The 18,509-nt window shown below is 42.2% G+C and carries 20 protein-coding genes; all 20 read right to left on the reverse strand.

Translation table 11 applies throughout. From position 1 onward, the window contains the following. Window positions 1-213: 213 nt before the first annotated feature. On the reverse strand, window positions 214-1,662 hold the full coding sequence (gene glgA / locus NQ550_RS14215) for a glycogen synthase GlgA (RefSeq protein WP_008704084.1): 1,449 nt from the start codon (window positions 1,660-1,662) through the stop codon (window positions 214-216). A gap of 53 nt (window positions 1,663-1,715) precedes the next feature. Further along, window positions 1,716-2,522 carry a sporulation transcription factor Spo0A gene (gene spo0A / locus NQ550_RS14220; RefSeq protein WP_022381058.1) on the reverse strand — a complete coding sequence of 269 codons (807 nt, stop codon included), beginning with the start codon at window positions 2,520-2,522 and terminating at the stop codon, window positions 1,716-1,718. Window positions 2,523-2,742: 220 nt separating this feature from the next. Then, on the reverse strand, window positions 2,743-3,960 hold the full coding sequence (gene spoIVB / locus NQ550_RS14225) for a SpoIVB peptidase (protein ID WP_020994066.1): 1,218 nt from the start codon (window positions 3,958-3,960) through the stop codon (window positions 2,743-2,745). A 154-nt stretch (window positions 3,961-4,114) separates the two neighbouring features. Continuing rightward, a complete protein-coding gene (recN, locus tag NQ550_RS14230; RefSeq protein ID WP_025577300.1) occupies window positions 4,115-5,806 on the reverse strand; it encodes a DNA repair protein RecN in 1,692 nt (563 codons plus the stop codon). An 83-nt stretch (window positions 5,807-5,889) separates the two neighbouring features. Further along, window positions 5,890-6,348, reverse strand: coding sequence for an arginine repressor (argR, locus tag NQ550_RS14235; protein WP_025577302.1), 459 nt, complete (start codon window positions 6,346-6,348; stop codon window positions 5,890-5,892). Window positions 6,349-6,366: 18 nt separating this feature from the next. Beyond that, complete coding sequence (locus NQ550_RS14240; RefSeq protein ID WP_008704089.1) at window positions 6,367-7,227, reverse strand: NAD(+)/NADH kinase; 861 nt, start codon at window positions 7,225-7,227, stop codon at window positions 6,367-6,369. Between the two features lie 23 nt (window positions 7,228-7,250). Then, entirely contained in the window at window positions 7,251-8,060 is an 810-nt protein-coding gene (locus NQ550_RS14245) for a TlyA family RNA methyltransferase (protein ID WP_025577305.1), read from the reverse strand. Beyond that, window positions 8,057-9,928, reverse strand: coding sequence for a 1-deoxy-D-xylulose-5-phosphate synthase (dxs, locus tag NQ550_RS14250; RefSeq protein ID WP_025577307.1), 1,872 nt, complete (start codon window positions 9,926-9,928; stop codon window positions 8,057-8,059). Before dxs ends, NQ550_RS14245 begins: the two co-directional genes overlap by 4 nt. 13 nt (window positions 9,929-9,941) lie before the next feature. Beyond that, window positions 9,942-10,829 carry a polyprenyl synthetase family protein gene (locus NQ550_RS14255; protein WP_008704093.1) on the reverse strand — a complete coding sequence of 296 codons (888 nt, stop codon included), beginning with the start codon at window positions 10,827-10,829 and terminating at the stop codon, window positions 9,942-9,944. After that, window positions 10,813-11,052: an exodeoxyribonuclease VII small subunit gene (gene xseB, locus NQ550_RS14260; protein WP_025577309.1), complete on the reverse strand. Its 240-nt coding sequence runs from the start codon at window positions 11,050-11,052 to the stop codon at window positions 10,813-10,815. The genes NQ550_RS14255 and xseB overlap by 17 nt, the downstream gene beginning before the upstream one ends. Next, window positions 11,030-12,259, reverse strand: coding sequence for an exodeoxyribonuclease VII large subunit (gene xseA, locus NQ550_RS14265; RefSeq protein ID WP_025577310.1), 1,230 nt, complete (start codon window positions 12,257-12,259; stop codon window positions 11,030-11,032). The genes xseB and xseA overlap by 23 nt, the downstream gene beginning before the upstream one ends. Next, window positions 12,256-12,678 (reverse strand): transcription antitermination factor NusB, encoded by a 423-nt coding sequence (nusB, locus tag NQ550_RS14270; RefSeq protein ID WP_008704098.1) that lies wholly within the window; start codon window positions 12,676-12,678, stop codon window positions 12,256-12,258. The genes xseA and nusB overlap by 4 nt, the downstream gene beginning before the upstream one ends. A gap of 64 nt (window positions 12,679-12,742) precedes the next feature. Beyond that, complete coding sequence (locus tag NQ550_RS14275; RefSeq protein ID WP_008704100.1) at window positions 12,743-13,129, reverse strand: Asp23/Gls24 family envelope stress response protein; 387 nt, start codon at window positions 13,127-13,129, stop codon at window positions 12,743-12,745. A 68-nt stretch (window positions 13,130-13,197) separates the two neighbouring features. Continuing rightward, entirely contained in the window at window positions 13,198-14,787 is a 1,590-nt protein-coding gene (locus NQ550_RS14280; RefSeq protein WP_025577313.1) for a peptide chain release factor 3, read from the reverse strand. 155 nt (window positions 14,788-14,942) lie between these two features. After that, the gene (locus NQ550_RS14285) at window positions 14,943-15,695 is read right to left on the reverse strand and encodes a SpoIIIAH-like family protein (protein WP_020994069.1); all 753 of its coding nucleotides are present in this window, start codon (window positions 15,693-15,695) and stop codon (window positions 14,943-14,945) included. Between the two features lie 10 nt (window positions 15,696-15,705). Further along, complete coding sequence (locus NQ550_RS14290) at window positions 15,706-16,083, reverse strand: hypothetical protein (RefSeq protein ID WP_226840004.1); 378 nt, start codon at window positions 16,081-16,083, stop codon at window positions 15,706-15,708. Continuing rightward, the gene (locus NQ550_RS14295) at window positions 16,007-16,573 is read right to left on the reverse strand and encodes a stage III sporulation protein AF (protein ID WP_025577317.1); all 567 of its coding nucleotides are present in this window, start codon (window positions 16,571-16,573) and stop codon (window positions 16,007-16,009) included. The genes NQ550_RS14290 and NQ550_RS14295 overlap by 77 nt, the downstream gene beginning before the upstream one ends. A gap of 32 nt (window positions 16,574-16,605) precedes the next feature. Continuing rightward, complete coding sequence (locus NQ550_RS14300) at window positions 16,606-17,835, reverse strand: stage III sporulation protein AE (RefSeq protein WP_025577319.1); 1,230 nt, start codon at window positions 17,833-17,835, stop codon at window positions 16,606-16,608. Beyond that, complete coding sequence (locus tag NQ550_RS14305) at window positions 17,832-18,254, reverse strand: SpoIIIAC/SpoIIIAD family protein (RefSeq protein ID WP_243099440.1); 423 nt, start codon at window positions 18,252-18,254, stop codon at window positions 17,832-17,834. Before NQ550_RS14305 ends, NQ550_RS14300 begins: the two co-directional genes overlap by 4 nt. 16 nt (window positions 18,255-18,270) lie before the next feature. Further along, window positions 18,271-18,465: a stage III sporulation protein AC gene (gene spoIIIAC, locus NQ550_RS14310; protein ID WP_008704108.1), complete on the reverse strand. Its 195-nt coding sequence runs from the start codon at window positions 18,463-18,465 to the stop codon at window positions 18,271-18,273. Window positions 18,466-18,509: the final 44 nt, after the last annotated feature.

The raw sequence follows: 18,509 nt of genomic DNA on the forward strand, positions 1-18,509 counted from the left end.
CACTCCGTTTCTCAGTAACGTTGCCAAAATTCATTTCAGATTACCTGTGGCAATGGAATTTCGGCTTGTATGTCTCGGGATTTTGGCATATTCATGCCAAAACACCTCGCGGGATAATGGTGTGTAAACAGTAACAACATAACAGTAAAAGCAGGGAATGTGCTTTTTTTACATTCCCTGCTCTTTCGTAGTTTTTAATATTTCTCTCTGTTTCTATTTATCACCAATCAGCCAGTTGTACATTTCTTCATACTGACGTGCGGAATTACCCCATGAGAAATCAGCTGCCATAGCACGATCAACCATTTTATTCCATTCACGTTTCTTATCATAATAGATTCTTTCCGCATTGCGCACTGTTGCAAGCATCTCATGCGCATTGTAGTTTCTGAAAGAAAATCCGTTTCCAGTTCCCTCATATTCATTATAAGGTACGACCGTATCTTTCAGTCCACCTGTTTCTCTGACGATCGGAAGTGTTCCGTAACGAAGACTCATCAGCTGACTCAAACCACATGGCTCAAATAAGGACGGCATCAGGAACGCATCTGCTGATGCATAGATACGGTGAGACATTTTCTCATCATAATAGATCTGAGCAGATACCTTTCCATGATATTTCCAGTCAAAGTGACGGAACATATTCTCATAACGTTCATCACCGGTTCCAAGAATTACAAGCTGGATAGCATCCTGGCAAAGCTCATCCATCACATATGCGATCAGATCAAACCCTTTCTGATCTGTCAGTCGTGATACAATACCTATCATCATCGTCTTCGGATCTTCCTGCAATCCAAGATCTCTCTGCAGCTGAAGTTTGTTCTTAACTTTCTCTTTTCTGAAAGTTGTTGCATTATAAGTCTTTGTGATATATGGATCTGTTTCAGGATTGAATTCATTGTAATCAATACCATTTACAATTCCACGCAGGCTATTTGCACGCGCACACATCAGACCGTCCAGTTTTTCTCCATAGAACGGTGTCTTGATTTCCTCTGCATAAGTATTGCTTACAGTAGTGACTGCATCTGCAAACACAATACCGCCCTTCAGATAGTTGGCATCTTTATATGCTTCCAGTTTGTCTGCTGTAAAATAATAATCGGACAGTCCTGTGATATTCTTGATTGTCTGTACATCCCATACACCCTGGAATTTAAGGTTATGTATTGTCATGATCGTCTTGATATTCCAGAAAAATTCATTCTGCTGGAAGCTGTCGTGCAGATATACGGGAACAAGTCCGGTCTGCCAGTCATGACAGTGTATAATATCCGGTCTGAATCCGATAACCGGAAGAACTGACAGTACAGCTTTGGAGAAGAATGCAAATTTCTCCAGATCCCATGTTCCTCCATCATACGGTTTGGGTCCGCTGAAATAGTATTCATTGTCAATAAAATAAAACTGAATTCCTTCGTACTCCATGTGCATGATTCCTACATAGCAGTTCTTATATCCAAGATCCATGTAGAAATGTGTGATATAGTTCATTTTATCTTTCCATTCCTGTTTCATACAGGCATATTTCGGTAAGATCACACGAATATCAAAATATCGTTTATCAAAATATTTCGGCAATGAGCCAGCTACATCTGCCAGACCTCCTGTTTTGATAAATGGTACAGCTTCAGATGTTGCAAATAAAATATTTTTCATGCGAAAAACCCTCCTTGGTAGCCTTTATTGAATAATTATACTCCAAACTATGACTATTGGAAAGAGCGATTTTTATATTCCAATCTGATTTTATCTGCAATCAGAGCAATAAATTCTGAATTTGTGGGTTTTCCTTTTCCTGTACTGACTGTGTAACCGAATAATTCATCTATTGTGTCCATTTTTCCTCTGCTCCAGGCAACTTCAATGGCGTGTCTGATAGCCCGTTCCACTCTGCTGGCTGTTGTCTGATGTTTCTTTGCAATCGTAGGATACAGTATCTTGGTAATGGAATTGAGCATCTCCATGTCATTAACTGACAGGATGATGGCGTCACGCAGATACTGATATCCTTTAATATGTGCAGGCACTCCAATCTCATGAATGATATTTGTCACGTCTGTTTCCAGATTTCTCACAGGTACCGGATTGTCTTCTGTCCTTTCAGGCTGCCGCCCGATCTGACGTATTCTTCTCTCGCTGGCTCTGCGCACATGTTTGATACGATTAAGCAGCATCTGATTATCGAAAGGCTTCAGGATATAATAATCTGCCCCTAAGTTAAATGCATTTTCTGTAATACGTTCCTGACCGACTGCCGAAACTACGATAAATGATGGGATCTTTTTGAGACTTTTGTCATTGGCAAATTTCTCCATTACTGCCAGTCCGTCCATTTTCGGCATAATAATATCCAGAACCACAACGTCCGGTTCCTTTTCACGTATAATATTACAGATTTCTTCTCCGTTATGCGCTTTTCCCACAAGTTCCAGATCTTTGTCTTCTTCTATTATCTGACCAAGTACTTCCACCATTTTCTCATTATCATCTGCAATTGCCACATTTAATTTTTCCATAAATTTCACTCCTCCCCCATTTTTCAATAAATCTCTTTTCTTTTTCGGTTCATCACATATTATAGAGGAATGCTTACGGAAAAATCAAGACACAGAGGGAAATTTGTCCTATTTTATGTCGACAGCTTTGGTGATTCTTTTTTCTTTATTTTCATTTTTCACAGGCATCTGATATATTTCGACAATAATCAGATTTTTGTTTCATAATCCTGATCATCCATTAAAAGAGTCTTTCTGTATTTTTCAGCATATTTTCAATAAAGATTCCATATCCGCTGGAAGCATCCTGAACAAATACATGAGTTACCGCACCAATGATTTTTCCATTCTGGATAACCGGGCTTCCGCTGAGCCCCTGTACAATCCCTCCTGTAGCTTCCAGAAGTTCTTTATCTGTCACCTTTATCACAAAACTTTTGTTGGTATCTTCATGATTCAAATCTATTTTTCTGATCTCTGCATCATATTCTTTTACCTCGCCATCTGTACTGCAGAGAATTGTGGCTGTTCCAATCTTCACTTCCTGCTTATACGCAGCCGGCATTTTCTTTAAAGTGATCGCATCATCTGCAATCCCTGTGAACTGACCATAAATTCCGTTTCTGCTGTTTGCTTCGATAGTTCCAAGAATATTTCTGTCATCATAGCAGATGTATCCTGCAAGTTCGCCGGGATTGCCTTTACTTCCTTTGTTAATCGCAAGAATCCGGGCTTTATACAAAGCTCCGTTTCGGATATTCAGAAGCTGGGCAGTGTCTATATCACTGATTCCATGGCCAAGGGCACCATAATTACCATTCTGATCTACGTAGGTAAGCGTTCCTATCCCCTGCGTGTCATCTCTTACCCAGATTCCAAGTTTATAGTCTCCTTTTTTGTCTTTTACAGGAGTTACAGATACAGGAATACTCTCTCCTTTGCGGCTTATCCCCAGTGTAACTTCGCTGCCATCAAGTTCTGAGATGTCATCTATCAGTTCTCTTTTTGTAGAGATTTTTTCTCCGTTAAATGAGATAATGTAATCTCCCTGTCTGATAATATTTCTCGCAGGCTCCTCTGTCTCACCATTCCGATTCTGAATTTCACCGGTGTCAATCACCAGAACACCTTCTGTTTGCATATAAATTCCTATGGTGCTTCCGCTGACATAAATTTCCTGATCATCTGCAGGTGTTACTTTTATTTCTTTAAATGGAATATAACCCAAAAGTTTACAGGGCAGAATATAGCCTCCATCCTGCGAAACAGTAACTGCTTCTTCAAATGTAACAAACGGTGTTGACAAAACTTCTGTGACATCTTCTGTTTTTTTGCCTCTGGAAATCTGAATTTCGTCAGGTATCTTTCTGTCCAGATATCTGTAACCTGATATCAGCATCACCAACAGATCCAGCACAAGACAACAGATGACAAAAAGTCTGTATTTTCTTTTGTTCATTATTATGCACATCCTTTCATTCTGTATTTATGAAATTCTGTAACTGTGAAATTGCCATAAAACACTTCCCATCACAGCAAACCCGAAAGGTACAAAAATAAGAGAGAACAATCCGTCACAAAGATTATCCTCTCTTAGTATGTGGTCAATTATTTTATTTAAATCTTGTATTTTTTTGTTTCTGTGCCAATTCTTTCATCTCTTTCGCATTCTCAAGAACTGCAGGTGTAATTTCTGCACCACCTAACAGTCTTGCCAATTCGCGGATGGAATCATGTTCTTTAAGCACATGAATCTGGGTAATAGTCTCAGTTCCCTGCAGATGTTTTTCAATTTCAAAATGACTGTCTGCCATAGCTGCAATCTGCGGCAGATGCGTGATGCAGAGTACCTGATGATGCTGTCCGATCACTGCCATCTTTTCAGAGACTTTCTGTGCAGTTCTTCCACTGATACCAGTATCGATCTCATCGAAGATCAATGTCTCAATCTCATCTCTGTCTGCAAGGATTGCCTTTAATGCAAGCATGATTCGAGACAACTCACCGCCGGATACGATCTGTCCCAGTGGCTTCAGAGTTTCTCCGGGATTTGTAGAAATGAGATACTGGATATCATCGGTTCCATTATCTGTGTAGTTTTTCTTTTTCCGGAAATCAATGGCAAAATTCACATCCAGGAAGTTTAAATCCTTCAATCCCTGAATAATCTTCTGCTCAAGCTGTTTACTGTATTCTTTACGGATTTCTGCTAATTCATCCGACTTTTTCTCAAGAATATTTTCCAGTTCTCTGAGATGCTCCTTTAATTCCTGTAAATTTTCTTCATATTTATGTAATTTTTCCAGTTTTTCTTCCTGAAGTTTGCGATATGTGAAAATTTCCTCAATGGTACGTCCATATTTTGCCTTCAGTCTATTGATCAGATCCAGTCTTCTCTCTGTCTCATAAAACTCTCCTTCATCAAAGGTCAGCTCGTCCAGATAAGCGGATACTTCTCTGTTAAAATCATTCAGAAGACCGTCTACAGAAGTAAGTGTCTCTGCAAGAGGTGTAAGCTCCGGATCATACTGTGTTACATGAGAGAATTCCTTTAATGCCTCTCCGACAGTCTCTCCGGCGCCTTCCTTGCTTTCATAGCCTGTGAGATTATGTACAAGCTGCAGGGAGTCAACGATGAGTTTTGCATTGCTCATTTTTCTGTATCGGGCTTCCAGTTCCTCATCCTCTCCCGGCTGCAGATTTGCTTTCTCGATTTCTTTGATCTCAAACTCCAGAAAAGCCAGCTCACGATTCCTCTGCTCCTCATTCATATTCATGGAACCAAGTTCTGTTTTGCATTTGCTGTATTCTTTATATGCCAGAGATACTTTCTCCTTTGCAGGAAGGATTTTTTCTTTTCCATATGCATCCAGGATTGCAAGCTGCTTATCCTGATACAGAAGTGACTGATGCTCGTGCTGTCCATGGATATCCAAAAGGCATGCAGCAGCGGCCTTCATCTGACCTACAGTACTTGTCTCTCCATTAATCTTGTTGATGCTTCTTCCATCCATGATTTTTCTGGACAGAAGTACCTGTCCATCTTCCGGACAGATATCCAGTGCTTTCAGTGTCTCCAGCGCTTTCTCGTTTTCTACCTGAAAAAGTAGCTCCACAAGTGCATAGGATGCATTTTCCCTTATCATATTTTTAGAAGTTTTTGCACCCAGGATCAGCTGCATAGACCCCAGAAGGATAGATTTACCTGCTCCGGTCTCACCGGTCAGGATATTCAGTCCGGGACCAAATTCCACTTCTATTTCTTCTATCAGTGCAAGATTTTTCACATGCAGATGAGCTAACATTTATTGCCTCCATAATCAAGTCATTTGTAATGTTAAAAGTTCAGGATCGTAACTGCAAAGGTATTGAGCAGTTACTCGTGGGATCACTTATTCAATCTGACAAAACTTCTCAGTTTCTCTGCTGCTCCCAGTGCCATGTCTGCAGTCTTTGCAGCACACATAATAGTATCATCACCTGCAATACATCCCAGTATTTCCGTCCATTTCAACGCATCCAGGGCTGCTGCCACGCCCATGGCCATTCCGGAAACGGTTTTGATCACAATGATATTCTGTCCCACATCAATAGAAAGCAGGGTATCTTCCAGTACTCTTGTATATTTTTCTCCAAGACTTCCTGATTCATTATTAATAATTGCATAACGAGACTTTCCGTCCTTTCCTGCCACTTTTGTCAGCTTGAGAGCACGAATATCTCTGGATACAGTCGCCTGTGTCACCTTAAATCCTGCCTCATTAAGTCTGGAGGCCAGCTCTTCCTGTGTATCAATATCATACTGATGAATCAGTTCAATAATTTTCTCATGTCTCGCAACTTTCACCTTATTTCCTCCTGCTGATCAGCTGTCTCTCATCTTCCGGCGCAATACCTCAACAAAACTTAAATGGTTCAGCTTCAGAATCTTTGTCTTTACATCTGCCTGCCGGATCTGAATGCAGTCACCGGTGACCATGGGGATAAATGTATCTCCGTCAAAAGATGCGATTCCCTTTTCACAGTCACAGTGTCTTCCTTTTCCTATCTCTACAGTGATCACATCCTGCGCAGGAAAAATAATGCTTCTTGTATTCAGCGTGTGTGGTGCTATGGGAGTCATGATCGTCATGGCGGCATTGGGCGATACAATAGGTCCTCCCGCTGACAGACTGTATCCGGTAGATCCGGTAGGTGTTGAAATAATAATTCCATCAGCATTATAAGAGTTAAGATAAACATCATTTACATAATTCTTAAACCGGACCACGCGGAGATGACCGTCTCTGCCGATCACAATGTCATTCAATGCAATATCCTGTCCGATCAGTTTTCTGCCACGGTACACCCTTCCTTCCAGCATCATGCGTTCTTCTACCTCGTAATCATCCGCCATTAGCTGATCCAGAGCACTGTACAGAGAGGTCTGATTCACTTCTGCAAGAAAACCCAGATTTCCCAGATTGATTCCAAGAAGAGGAATTTCCTTATGCACCACATCCCTTGCTGCCTGAAGAAGTGTGCCATCTCCTCCCAGAACAATAATACACTGTGTATCGTCCGGAACCTTATCAGGATCTGTATAATGAAAGGAACCCTCATGTTTCCTTTCTGCCTGCTGTACTTCACAGTTTTTGTGATGTGTTTTCAGATAATCTGCGATTTTTTCTGTGATTTCAAGTTTTTTATCCTTGTCACTGTTTGTAATAATATAAAACCTGTCCATAGTTTCTTCCTGACTCAGCCTTTTTAATCCAACTGTCCATGAGCCTCTGCCACAACAGCTTCTACAGATACCTTCAGGCTGTCGGTAACCCCGGTACCTTCCGGATGTTTTTTCAGATGAAGAAGATATTCGATATTTCCTTCCGGTCCTTTAATTGGCGAAAAAGAAAGATGACATGGCTCCATAAAAATACTCATGGCATAATCGCGCACTTTTTCGATCACTTCCTGATGAACAGCAGGATCTCTTACAACCCCCTTCTTTCCGACTTTCTCTCTCCCCGCCTCAAACTGCGGCTTGATCAGACATACGATCTCACCCTCATCTGTAAGGAGATTTCTTACAGGAAGCAGTACTTTTGTAAGAGAAATAAAGGACACATCAATTGATGAAAAATCTGCCGGTTCTCCCAAATCCTCCGGTACCACATAGCGGATATTGGTTTTCTCCATACAGACTACACGCGGATCGTTACGAAGCTTCCAGTCAAGCTGTCCATATCCTACATCAATGGAATAAACTTTTACTGCCCCGTTCTGTAACATACAATCTGTAAACCCTCCGGTGGACGCACCTACATCCATACAGACCTTACTATCCAATGTGACATCAAAGTTTTTCATAGCTTTTTCAAGTTTCAGCCCACCGCGGCTTACATACGGAAGAGTGTTTCCTCTGACCTCAATCTTTACAGTCTCCGGGAACATGGTTCCCGCCTTATCTTCTTTCTGACCATCAACATATACATCGCCTGCCATGATGAATGCCTTTGCCTTCTCGCGGGATGGCGTAAGGGCGCGTTCCATCATAAGCATATCCAAACGTTTCTTCATTGCTCTCTTAATTCCTCACTATCTTCTATTGCCTGTCTGATGTCTTCCACTCCAAGTCCAATCCGGCTGCGCAGGCTTTCTACATTTCCCTGGGGTACGAAACGATCCCAGACAGCTGCCGACAACACTCTTATTTCCGGATGACAGGCTTCCATATAAGCAGACACATGCTCTCCGTATCCGCCGCTTTTCACATTCTCTTCTACTGTCACAAACAGACTGTGATCCTTTGCCAGTTCATCAAGAAGATCCACATCCAGTGGTTTCACAAATCTGGCATTTACAAAAGTAGGATCATAGCCGTCATCTTTCAGTCCTTTACAGATTTCCATGCAGGACGGGATCATACTTCCCACTCCCAGCACAGCGATTTTTTTTCCTTTGCGGATAATCTCACTTCTGCCATATTCCACAGGTGCCTGATATTCCCGAAGCCCCTGATGCGCACTGCCTCTCGGATAGCGGATTGCAATCGGTCCGTCAAAGCTTACCGCAAATGCAAGCATCTCTTCCAGTTCTCTGTCATTCTTCGGTGCCAGAACAGTCATATTCGGCATCATGGACAAATAAGACAGATCAAAGCAGCCCTGATGCGTCTCCCCGTCTGCGCCTACAAGCCCTGCCCTGTCAACAGCAAAAATCACATGAAGCTTCTGCATACATACATCATGCAGGATCTGATCTACAGCACGCTGCAGAAAAGATGAATAGATGGCAACAACAGGAACCAGGCCGCCAAGAGCCAGACCCGCCGCAAAACTCACTGCATGTTCCTCTGCGATTCCCACATCAAAAAATCTGTCCGGAAATCTCCTGGAAAATTCCACAAGTCCGGTTCCATCCGGCATGGCTGCGGTAATAGCTGTCAGTTTTTTATTTTTCTCACCAAGAGAGACCAGTGCTTTGGAAAAAACATCTGTATAACCCGGCACTGTTTTCTTCTGAAGTACCCGGCCTGTTTTAATATCAAAAGGACCTGTTCCATGAAACCTGTCCGGATGGGCACTTGCAGGTTCGTATCCTCTGCCTTTCTTTGTCAGGACATGAACAACTACCGGTCCCTCTACCCGTTTTGCTTCATTAAAGAGTTTCATCATCTGACGCATATTATGACCGTCAACAGGTCCCAGATATGTCAGCCCCATATTTTCAAACAGCATTCCCGGAATAAAAAGCTGCTTGACACTGCTTTTGGTTTTTCTCATAGTATCTACCAGAGCAGTCCCTACCTTCGGAACCTTCTTCAGTGCCTTTGTCACACCCATCTTCATTCCTGTATAAGCTTCTGCAGTTCTCAGTGCACTCAGATAAGTGGACATGCCTCCTACATTTCTGGAAATGGACATATTATTGTCATTTATGATAATAATAAAATTTGTCTTTAACTCTGCAGCATTATTTAATGCCTCATACGCCATTCCTCCGGTGAGAGCACCATCTCCGATCACAGAAACTACATGATGCTTCTGTCCCAGAATATCTCTGGCATGCACATATCCCAGTCCTGCCGAAATTGAATTGGAACTGTGTCCTGCATCATATGCATCACAGGGGCTCTCACTTCTCTTAGGAAAACCGCTTAATCCACTTTCCTGTCGCAGATTCTTAAATTCATCTTTTCTTCCGGTAAGAATCTTATGTGTATATGCCTGATGTCCTACATCCCAGATTAGTTTGTCTTCCGGAAAATCCAGCACATTATGAAGAGCCAGAGTCAGTTCCACTACTCCCAGATTTGAAGCAAGATGTCCGCCTGTCTGACTTACTGACCGGATTAAAAAATCCCTGATCTCCGCTGCCAGAGGCTCGAAATCTTCCAATGGTATCTTATGGATATCATTGGGTTTCTTAATCTTTTCCAGAATCATTTGTATCCTTCCTTTATTTTCTGCGGTTTATTAATTTTTCAATTAACAAATACAGAAACTCGTTATTTTTATTCAGACTCTTCAGCAGATCGATTGCCTTCTCTGAGAGTTCTTCCACCTGTTCAGCAGCCTTCTCTGTTCCAAAAAGAGTCACATAAGTAACTTTATTATTCTTCTCATCACTGTGTACAGGTTTTCCCAGTTCTTCTGCAGTGCTGGTCACATCCAGAATATCATCCTGAATCTGGAAAGCCAGTCCTATATTTCCGGCAGCTTTCTCCACTGCAGATACTTCCTGCTCATTTGCTCCTGCAAGAATTGCGCCTGTCATCATGGAGGCTTCGATCAATGCTGACGTCTTATTTCTGTAAATATAGTCAAGCATCTCTTTTTCAAGGGGCTTTCCGTCATTTTCCACATCAACACTTTGTCCTCCAAGCATTCCATGAATGCCTGTTTTCTGTGAGACCACTCTCAACGCATGGATTACCCGATCCTGCTCTTTTGTCAGGGCAAATGCCTGAAACATGGTTTCGTATGCGTAATTAAGCAGCGCAACACCGCTTAACACCCCCATGGCTTCCCCATATACCTTATGTGTAGTCAGTCTGCCGCGCCTGTAATCATCATCATCAAGTGCAGGAAGATCGTCATGAATCAGGGAATGAGTATGGATCATCTCCATTCCTGCCATAAACGGTTTTACAACTTCTTCCTTACCATCAAACAGGCGATATGTCTCCCGGATCAACATTGGCCGAAGGCGCTTGCCTCCTGCCAGCATACTGTAATTCATAGCCTGAGCCATTGTTCCGGCGAATCCCGCCTCTGCAGGCAGAAAGCTTCTGATCACTTTCTCTGTTTCTTCCGTTCTCTTTGCTAATTCATCTTGAAAATTCACTAAATGTACCATCCTCATTAAGCTGCAGCATTTTCTTCTCCACTGTATCCAGCTTCCCGCTGCAAAGTTTCAAAAGTTCCATGCCCTGTCTGTACAGTATAAAAGAGTCCTCCAGCGATGTGTCTCTGTTTTCCAGTTTTTCAGCCAGCAGATCCAGTTCTGCAAACATCTCTTCCAAAGGTTTCTCCTCCTGTAACTGCTCACAGTTTTCTTTCTTCGCCATAGATTCTCTCCTCCTTCACCGTACCTGTAACATCTGCTTCTATCGTACCGTCTGTCACAGATATATAAATGGTATCCCCATTTTGTACCTGTTCTACACTTGTCAATGTCTTTTTATATTTATCTGCCACATAAGAATATCCCTGATTCAGTTTCTTTAAAGGGGAAAGTCCTGCAAAACGTTCCAGATAAACAGACAATCTGTGTCTCTCATCCTGAAGTTTCCTGTTCATTCCATTTTGTACAGCATTCTCCAGATCTGCCAGACGCTGTCTCTGCTCCCGCAGCCTGTTCTCCGGACTCAGATAAGCAAATTTTGTCTGAAAATGTTCCAGTCTGCTGCGGTACAGATCCGTTTTACCACTCATTGCACGATATAACCGCTGCCTGTAAATACTTACTGCTTCAATCACACTTCTGTAATCATCCACCGCAAGCTCTGCCGCAGCAGAAGGAGTAGGAGCTCGCAGATCAGCAACGAAATCAGCAATTGTAAAATCCGTTTCATGACCTACTGCGGAAATAATGGGTGTACTGCACTCAAAAATAGCTCTGGCCACGATTTCTTCATTAAACGCCCAGAGATCTTCAATAGAGCCGCCGCCTCTTCCCACAATGATCACATCCACATCTGTCTTATCAAGCATCTGTATTCCTTTTACAATACTTTCTGCCGCACCCGCCCCCTGTACAAGAGCCGGATATAAAATAATCTGTAAATAGGGATTTCTTCGATAGGAAATATTGCGGATATCCTGAACAGCCGCACCTGTCGGTGCAGTTACCACACCCAGACGTCTGATAAATCTCGGAATGGGCTGCTTGTACTCCTGCGCAAACATTCCCATATCTTCAAGTTCCTGTTTCAGCGCAAGATATCTCTCATACAAAGCACCTGCACCTTCCAGAGTAATTTCCTTTGCATACATCTGATAGCGGCCGTCGCGTTCATATACATCCACACTCCCGCCAACGATCACCTTATCGCCATTTTTCATGGCAAATGCAAGTCCCCGTCTGTGTCCGGCAAACATCACACAATTCAATGTTCCTGTCTCATCTTTCAGGGAAAAATAGATGTGTCCGCTTGTATGATATTTACAATTGGACACCTCGCCTTTTACATAAATCTTCTGCAGTAAATAATCCTGGGTAAACATATTTTTGATATAACGGTTTACCTGACCTACAGAATATGTGTTTTTCATTCTGATTTTTCTTCGCTTTCACTGTTGGCAATCTTGCCAAGGATACCGTTTACAAAGGAACCGGAAGTCTCACCGCCAAAACGTTTGGCAAGCTCTACCGCCTCATTGATAGCTACACCTGTAGGTACATCTTTGTCATATTTCAGTTCATACACTGCCAGACGCAGGGCAGTCAGGTCAACGCGGCTCATTCTCTTTGTCTTCCAGCCATTGCTTGTCTCATTTAACAGTGCATCGATCTCGTCTAATTTTTCAAGTACATGGCGGTATTTCCGGCTCATATACTCCTGATCTTTCTCTGAAAGTTCCTCCAGAGTATCAAAATAAAGTGAAAGCTGCTCACTCATCTCTTCCTCTGAATTAAATTCTGTCATGAACAGTAATTTAAAAATATGTTCTCTCTGCTCTCTTCTTCGCATAATTTTTGCTGTATAAACAGCTTTCCTTTCTAAATATCTCTTAAGTACACAAAAAAGGAAAGGGTTACTTTCCTTTTTCGTTCTCCATATCTACACTGGCAATATGAATATTAACATCTGCAACCTCAAGACCTGTCATATTCTCTATGGATGATTTTACTTTCTCCTGAACTTTCTTACTTGTCTCAAGAATGTTCTTACCATATTCGATATTCAGGTTCAGGTCTACTGTTACAACTCCTTCGAGTACAGTAACCTTAACACCTCTGGAAAGATTCTTCATTCCAAGTTTGCTTACCAGCTCGTTTGTGATATTGCCTGCCATGGAAGCAACTCCGTTTACTTCCGTAGCAGCAAGTCCGGCAATGATAGCGACCACTTCATCTGCGATCTGGACCTCACCAATGCCTCCTAAATCCTGTATTTTATATGTTATTCTTTTCTCTGCCATCTGAAAACCTCCTGAGGGATTCTTTAATCTTTGTTCATTATACCAAATCGACAGATAAATGAAAAGGGTTATTTACTGAATTCCGTTAATATTAAGCCAGGATTTCTGTCCTCTGTCATACCCACACTCCAGGAATTTACAAAGAGGAGCAGCGGATTTCCCTTAAGATCAGTAACTTTTTTCATATCAGAGGTTCCAATGATCTTATCCACTTTTACTTCTTCTTTATTTGCAATCCAGCGAATATGTTCATATGGAAGTGTTTCCAGACGGATATCTACATTATATTCATTTTCCAGACGATATTTCAGAACATCAAACTGCAGGACACCTACAACACCTACAATAATTTCTTCCATACCGGTATTAAACTCCTGAAAAATCTGAATAGCACCTTCCTGCGCGATCTGATTGATACCTTTAACAAACTGTTTTCTCTTCATAGTATCAATCTGACGGACTCTCGCAAAATGTTCCGGTGCAAATGTAGGAATACCTTCGAATGCAAACTTTTTACCGGGTGCACAGATTGTATCTCCGATGGAAAAGATACCCGGGTCAAAAACACCGATAATATCTCCGGCATATGCCTCATCTACCACATGGCGGGATTCTGCCATCATCTGCTGCGGCTGAAGCAGACGCATCTTTTTATCACCCTGCACATGATATACTTCCTGGGAAGCGTCAAATTTACCGGAACAGATTCTCATAAATGCGATCCTGTCTCTGTGTGCCTTGTTCATGTTTGCCTGGATTTTAAATACAAACGCTGAGAAATCATCATCCATGGGGTCAATTTTCCCAATATCAGACACTCTCGGAAGCGGTGATGTTGTCATCTTCAGGAAATGTTCCAGAAATGTTTCCACACCGAAGTTTGTCAGCGCAGATCCGAAGAATACAGGTGTCAGCTTACCTTTGCTTACCAGCTCCTGGTCAAAATCTGCACTTGCGCCGTCCAGAAGCTCAATCTCATCCAGAAGCTGTGCTTTCTGCTCCGGATCCATAATCTCATCTGCCCGGCTGTCACTTAACGGGATTTCCTCGATCACACCTTCTTTGGTACCTTTCTGTGTATCAGAAAAGGTAAGTATTTTCTCTGTATTACGGTCATAAACACCGCGGAATTTCTTACCGGAACCGATTGGCCAGTTGATCGGGCAGGTTGCGATGCCAAGTTCTTTCTCAATCTCATCAAGAAGGTCAAATGTGTCGTTTGCATCGCGGTCCATCTTATTGATAAATGTAAAAATCGGGATATGGCGCATTACGCAGACCTTGAACAGTTTTCTGGTCTGTGCCTCCACACCCTTGGAACCGTCGATTACCATGACTGCAGAATCTGCTGCCATCAGTGTACGGTAAGTATCCTCCGAGAAATCCTGATGTCCCGGTGTATCCAGAATATTAATGCAGTAACCATCATAATGAAACTGCAGAACAGAGGAAGTAACGGAAATACCTCTCTCTTTTTCGATCTCCATCCAGTCTGACACTGCATGGCGGGCTGTTGCCTTACCTTTAACACTTCCGGCAAGATTGATTGCTCCGCCATACAGCAGGAATTTCTCAGTCAGTGTAGTTTTACCTGCATCCGGATGGGAAATAATGGCAAATGTTCTTCTTTTTTCTATTTCATTCGTATACTTAGACACGTTCAGCCTCCTGTTGCGTTTTTTTATAATTGTTTGCATAAAACACCGGCAACAGCCGGTATCAGTTACGTTTTCTATTTTTTTACAGCATTCCTATTCTAGTATATGCACCTCTTTTCTGTCAAGATATATGTTCGCATATTCATATCAAAATATCAGTCATAAATATCAGTTGTATCGATTGCGGTATCCTCATATGGCTGTGCTGATGTTTCGCTGTCTTCCTCATACGAAGTATCTGCTGATGTTTCATCTGTCTGTGTTGTATCTTCTGCATCTTCACTCTCCTTCAGTGGGGTGATCACAATATTTTCTGGCGCAATTCCTGTTTTCCTTTTTACAATATCTTCAATCTGTGCTCTCTGTGCATCAGAAAGTTCTGCTTCAGGGATCACAACATCCGCAGTTTCTCCGGTAAGATTTACAACTACATTCTTAAAGCCCTTCGCCTCCAGCAAAAGCTCTGCTGCCGCTTCTTTTTCTGAAAGGTCTGTCATCGAGACCATCGTATGTATTGCCTCCTGCTTCTCTTCATCATCAATTTCTTCATTATTGATAATGTCCTGCAGATCTGCCTTGTTCTGTGAGCGCACCTGTTCTCTGCTGATCTTTGCCTGTGCGGCAAATCCTGTAGAACCCGTAAACACAGCCTCCCCGGGAGTATCCGTTTCCTGACTGTCTGTAAGACTGTTATCAGTCAGACCTCCATCTGCCTGATTTTCATCCAGAAGAGCAGTTTCATCTGTAAGATCATATCCTGCATCTTCAAGGATACTGCTGCTGTCCGTACTTGCCTCCTTATCCCTGAATCCAAGATCTACATCCGCAAAGTTCAGATATCCTGCCACTGCAATCAGAATTGCCAGCGATGTAATAATGACCTGATTTTTTCCGATGACTTTTTTCACATTTATCTCCTCATTTCATTTTCATTATTCTAATTCTATGAGCATCCACCTGAAATAATGCCATGACCGCCTCCTGAATATTTTGGACCACTACAGGATTTCCTCCGCCTTCCGCAGAAATCAGAACACCGGTCACCTGTATGGTTTCTGAATTATAGAAGCTCTGCCTGTCTTTCTTCTCATCTGTCATCAGGATAACCTGTACCTTTCCCACCCCTTCCGTATTTTCAAGAAATGCTTCAAGTTTCTCTTCCAGAACACTTTTTTGCATATCTTCACTCTGCTCTCCTGCCGTATTTTTCTTTTGCTGCTTACTGGATACAGGCATCGCCGCTACTGCCAGAAGTACTCCGATGAGCAACAGGATTCCCCATTTTGCCGGATTCATTTCGGACAATCTGGATACAAATTCTGTTTTCTTTAAGTCCCCACTCTTCCACCAGCACATCTTTAAGCTCCTTTCTCTCCTCCTGAGAAATTTCTGTCTTCAGTACAAGGTTTGCCTGCGTCTCCTCCCCTTCTATATTTACTTTCACCTTATATACTTCTATGCCTCTTTTTTCCAGAGTTTCCCGGATTTTCTGTTCCAGTTCCAGTTCGTAACCTTTTTCCAGATAGACTTTCTGAATATTCTGAAATTCCCGGAGTTCTTTCTCTCTGTTTTCTTCAGAAAAATTATCCAGAAAACTTTCCGTCAGTTCCGAACCTTTTCCAAGAATGGAAAATATCGGGGTACTCATCATAAAAATCAGCAGCAGGCCCATAAAAAAGCGTACATATTTCTCATACTTCTGGTCAGGTATCAGATTCAGAACCGCAGTGAAAAAGATATAAAATACTGCCAGATTCCGAATCCATAAATACAGCTCTTCTTTCATATGTTTCCTCCGGCAATCTTTCTGTCAGTTCATCAGGATACAGAAACTACAACTATCAGGAATGTCAGCATGCAAAGTACTTCTGCTGTCAGCAAAAGCTTTAAAAGCATTGCACATCCCTCCCCCATTGTACTCAGGGCTCCCACAACTCTTTTGTCAGAAATTGGCTGTGCAATCGCAGCCAGAAAACGATAAACCAGAGAAAGACTTCCATAATGGATAATCGGTCCTGCTCCAATCAGCAACAGAAGGATCACGATTACTGCGCCAAAACTGTTTCGCACCATCACTGCACTGGTCAGCACTAATTCTGTTACAGCGGTCACTGCATTTCCAATGCCGGGAATCGCACTCGCTGCCTTGCCAACAGCAGAACGCTTCATGGCATCCATCACCGGGCTCACCATATTCCGCACAATCTGCAGACCAACAATAGCTCCCAGAAGAGTTTTCAACCCCCAGTTTACAGCTACCTCCAAAAGTTCTGCCATTTTTGTAAGCATCTCCTCTTTTGACAAATAATTAACCATTTTCAGAAGCAAACTCAGGTTTACAGCAGGCAGAAACAGATTTGCAAGAAGCCACTGAACCGCCCAGATCATCAGCAAAATCCCTTCATAAAATGCAGCAGCCGTTGATGATCCGGTTGATGCAGCCACTGTCATAAAATAAGCCGGAGACAGAACTTTCATGAAATCCGTCAGTCCAAGAAGCCAGTTTGTAAGCGTACTTCCAAGCCTTGAGAAATTCTCCATAAGCATTGTAAACAGCGCAAGATAGACAATATAAAAGCTGATACTGCCAGCCTGTCCGTTTCCGAAAACCTCAGCAAACTCCGCCAGCACCGCTGCAATAAAAATCACAAGTAAAAGTTTCAGTATTAATCCTTTTTCATTCTCTATATCCGAAAAAAAGAGACTGTACAAAAAGCTCCGTACAGTCTCTTTTGAAACAGGCTCCTCCCCGTTTATGATATTCATCAGTGCTTCTCTGACAGAAAAAACATGGTCATCCATGATCTCATCCAACATTTTCTGCACATCATCAATCTGTATCTCTTCCATTAGATTCTCCTGCAGGATCTGTACTGAAGAATCTTCTTTCTGTTCTGTCTGCGCAGCGGCATATACGGATACTATATGATTCTGAAAGAATGTAAGATATGACACTCTTCCCACCAAAAGTATACATGCCAGTATACACCAGTAACCTTTCCACAGATCTGCCTGTTTCCTGATACTTTTCTCTTTATTCTGCCTCATATCATAAACTCCGAAATCGTATCCAGAATTGCCAGCAGTACTGGCATACTCAGAACCATCACAGACAGTTTACAGAACAGGTCGATCTGTGTTCCGATCATCTGATATCCGGCATCTTTGCAGATTGCAGATGAAAACTGTCCGATATATGTAATCCCGATAATCTTAACCAGAACTGTGAGATAACTGCTGTCTATGGGGAAGCTTTCTCTCAGCCTGTTCATGGTTTCAAACAGATAAGAAACTTTTCCTGCTGCAAGACCAAGAATCAGAAAACCCGTCATCATGGTCACAAGTGCAGCAAATTCCGGTCTGGTTTCTTTTAGAATAAAACCAAGCATCATTCCGCAGATACCCATGATTGAAACTTTCACAATATCCATGCCATTCAAACCTCTTTCTGTTCTGTCAACTGCCATAACAGTTGATTTGAAATCACAGCACAAACAACTGCTGAATACTTTCAAACAGTTCATAAATATATGGAACAATCCAGAACAGCACCATCAGAAGCCCCGCCAGGCTTACCAGAAATGCCTGTTCATCCCTTCCACTGTGTTTTAGGATCTGGCAGAGAACAGAAACCAGAATCCCTACTGCAGCGATTTTAAAAATAAGACTTACCTCCACAGTCTCTCCTTTCCGGCTTCTGCTGCCAGATATAGCAAAACAGT

Source organism: Blautia wexlerae DSM 19850 (assembly GCF_025148125.1).
Taxonomy (GTDB): domain Bacteria; phylum Bacillota; class Clostridia; order Lachnospirales; family Lachnospiraceae; genus Blautia_A; species Blautia_A wexlerae.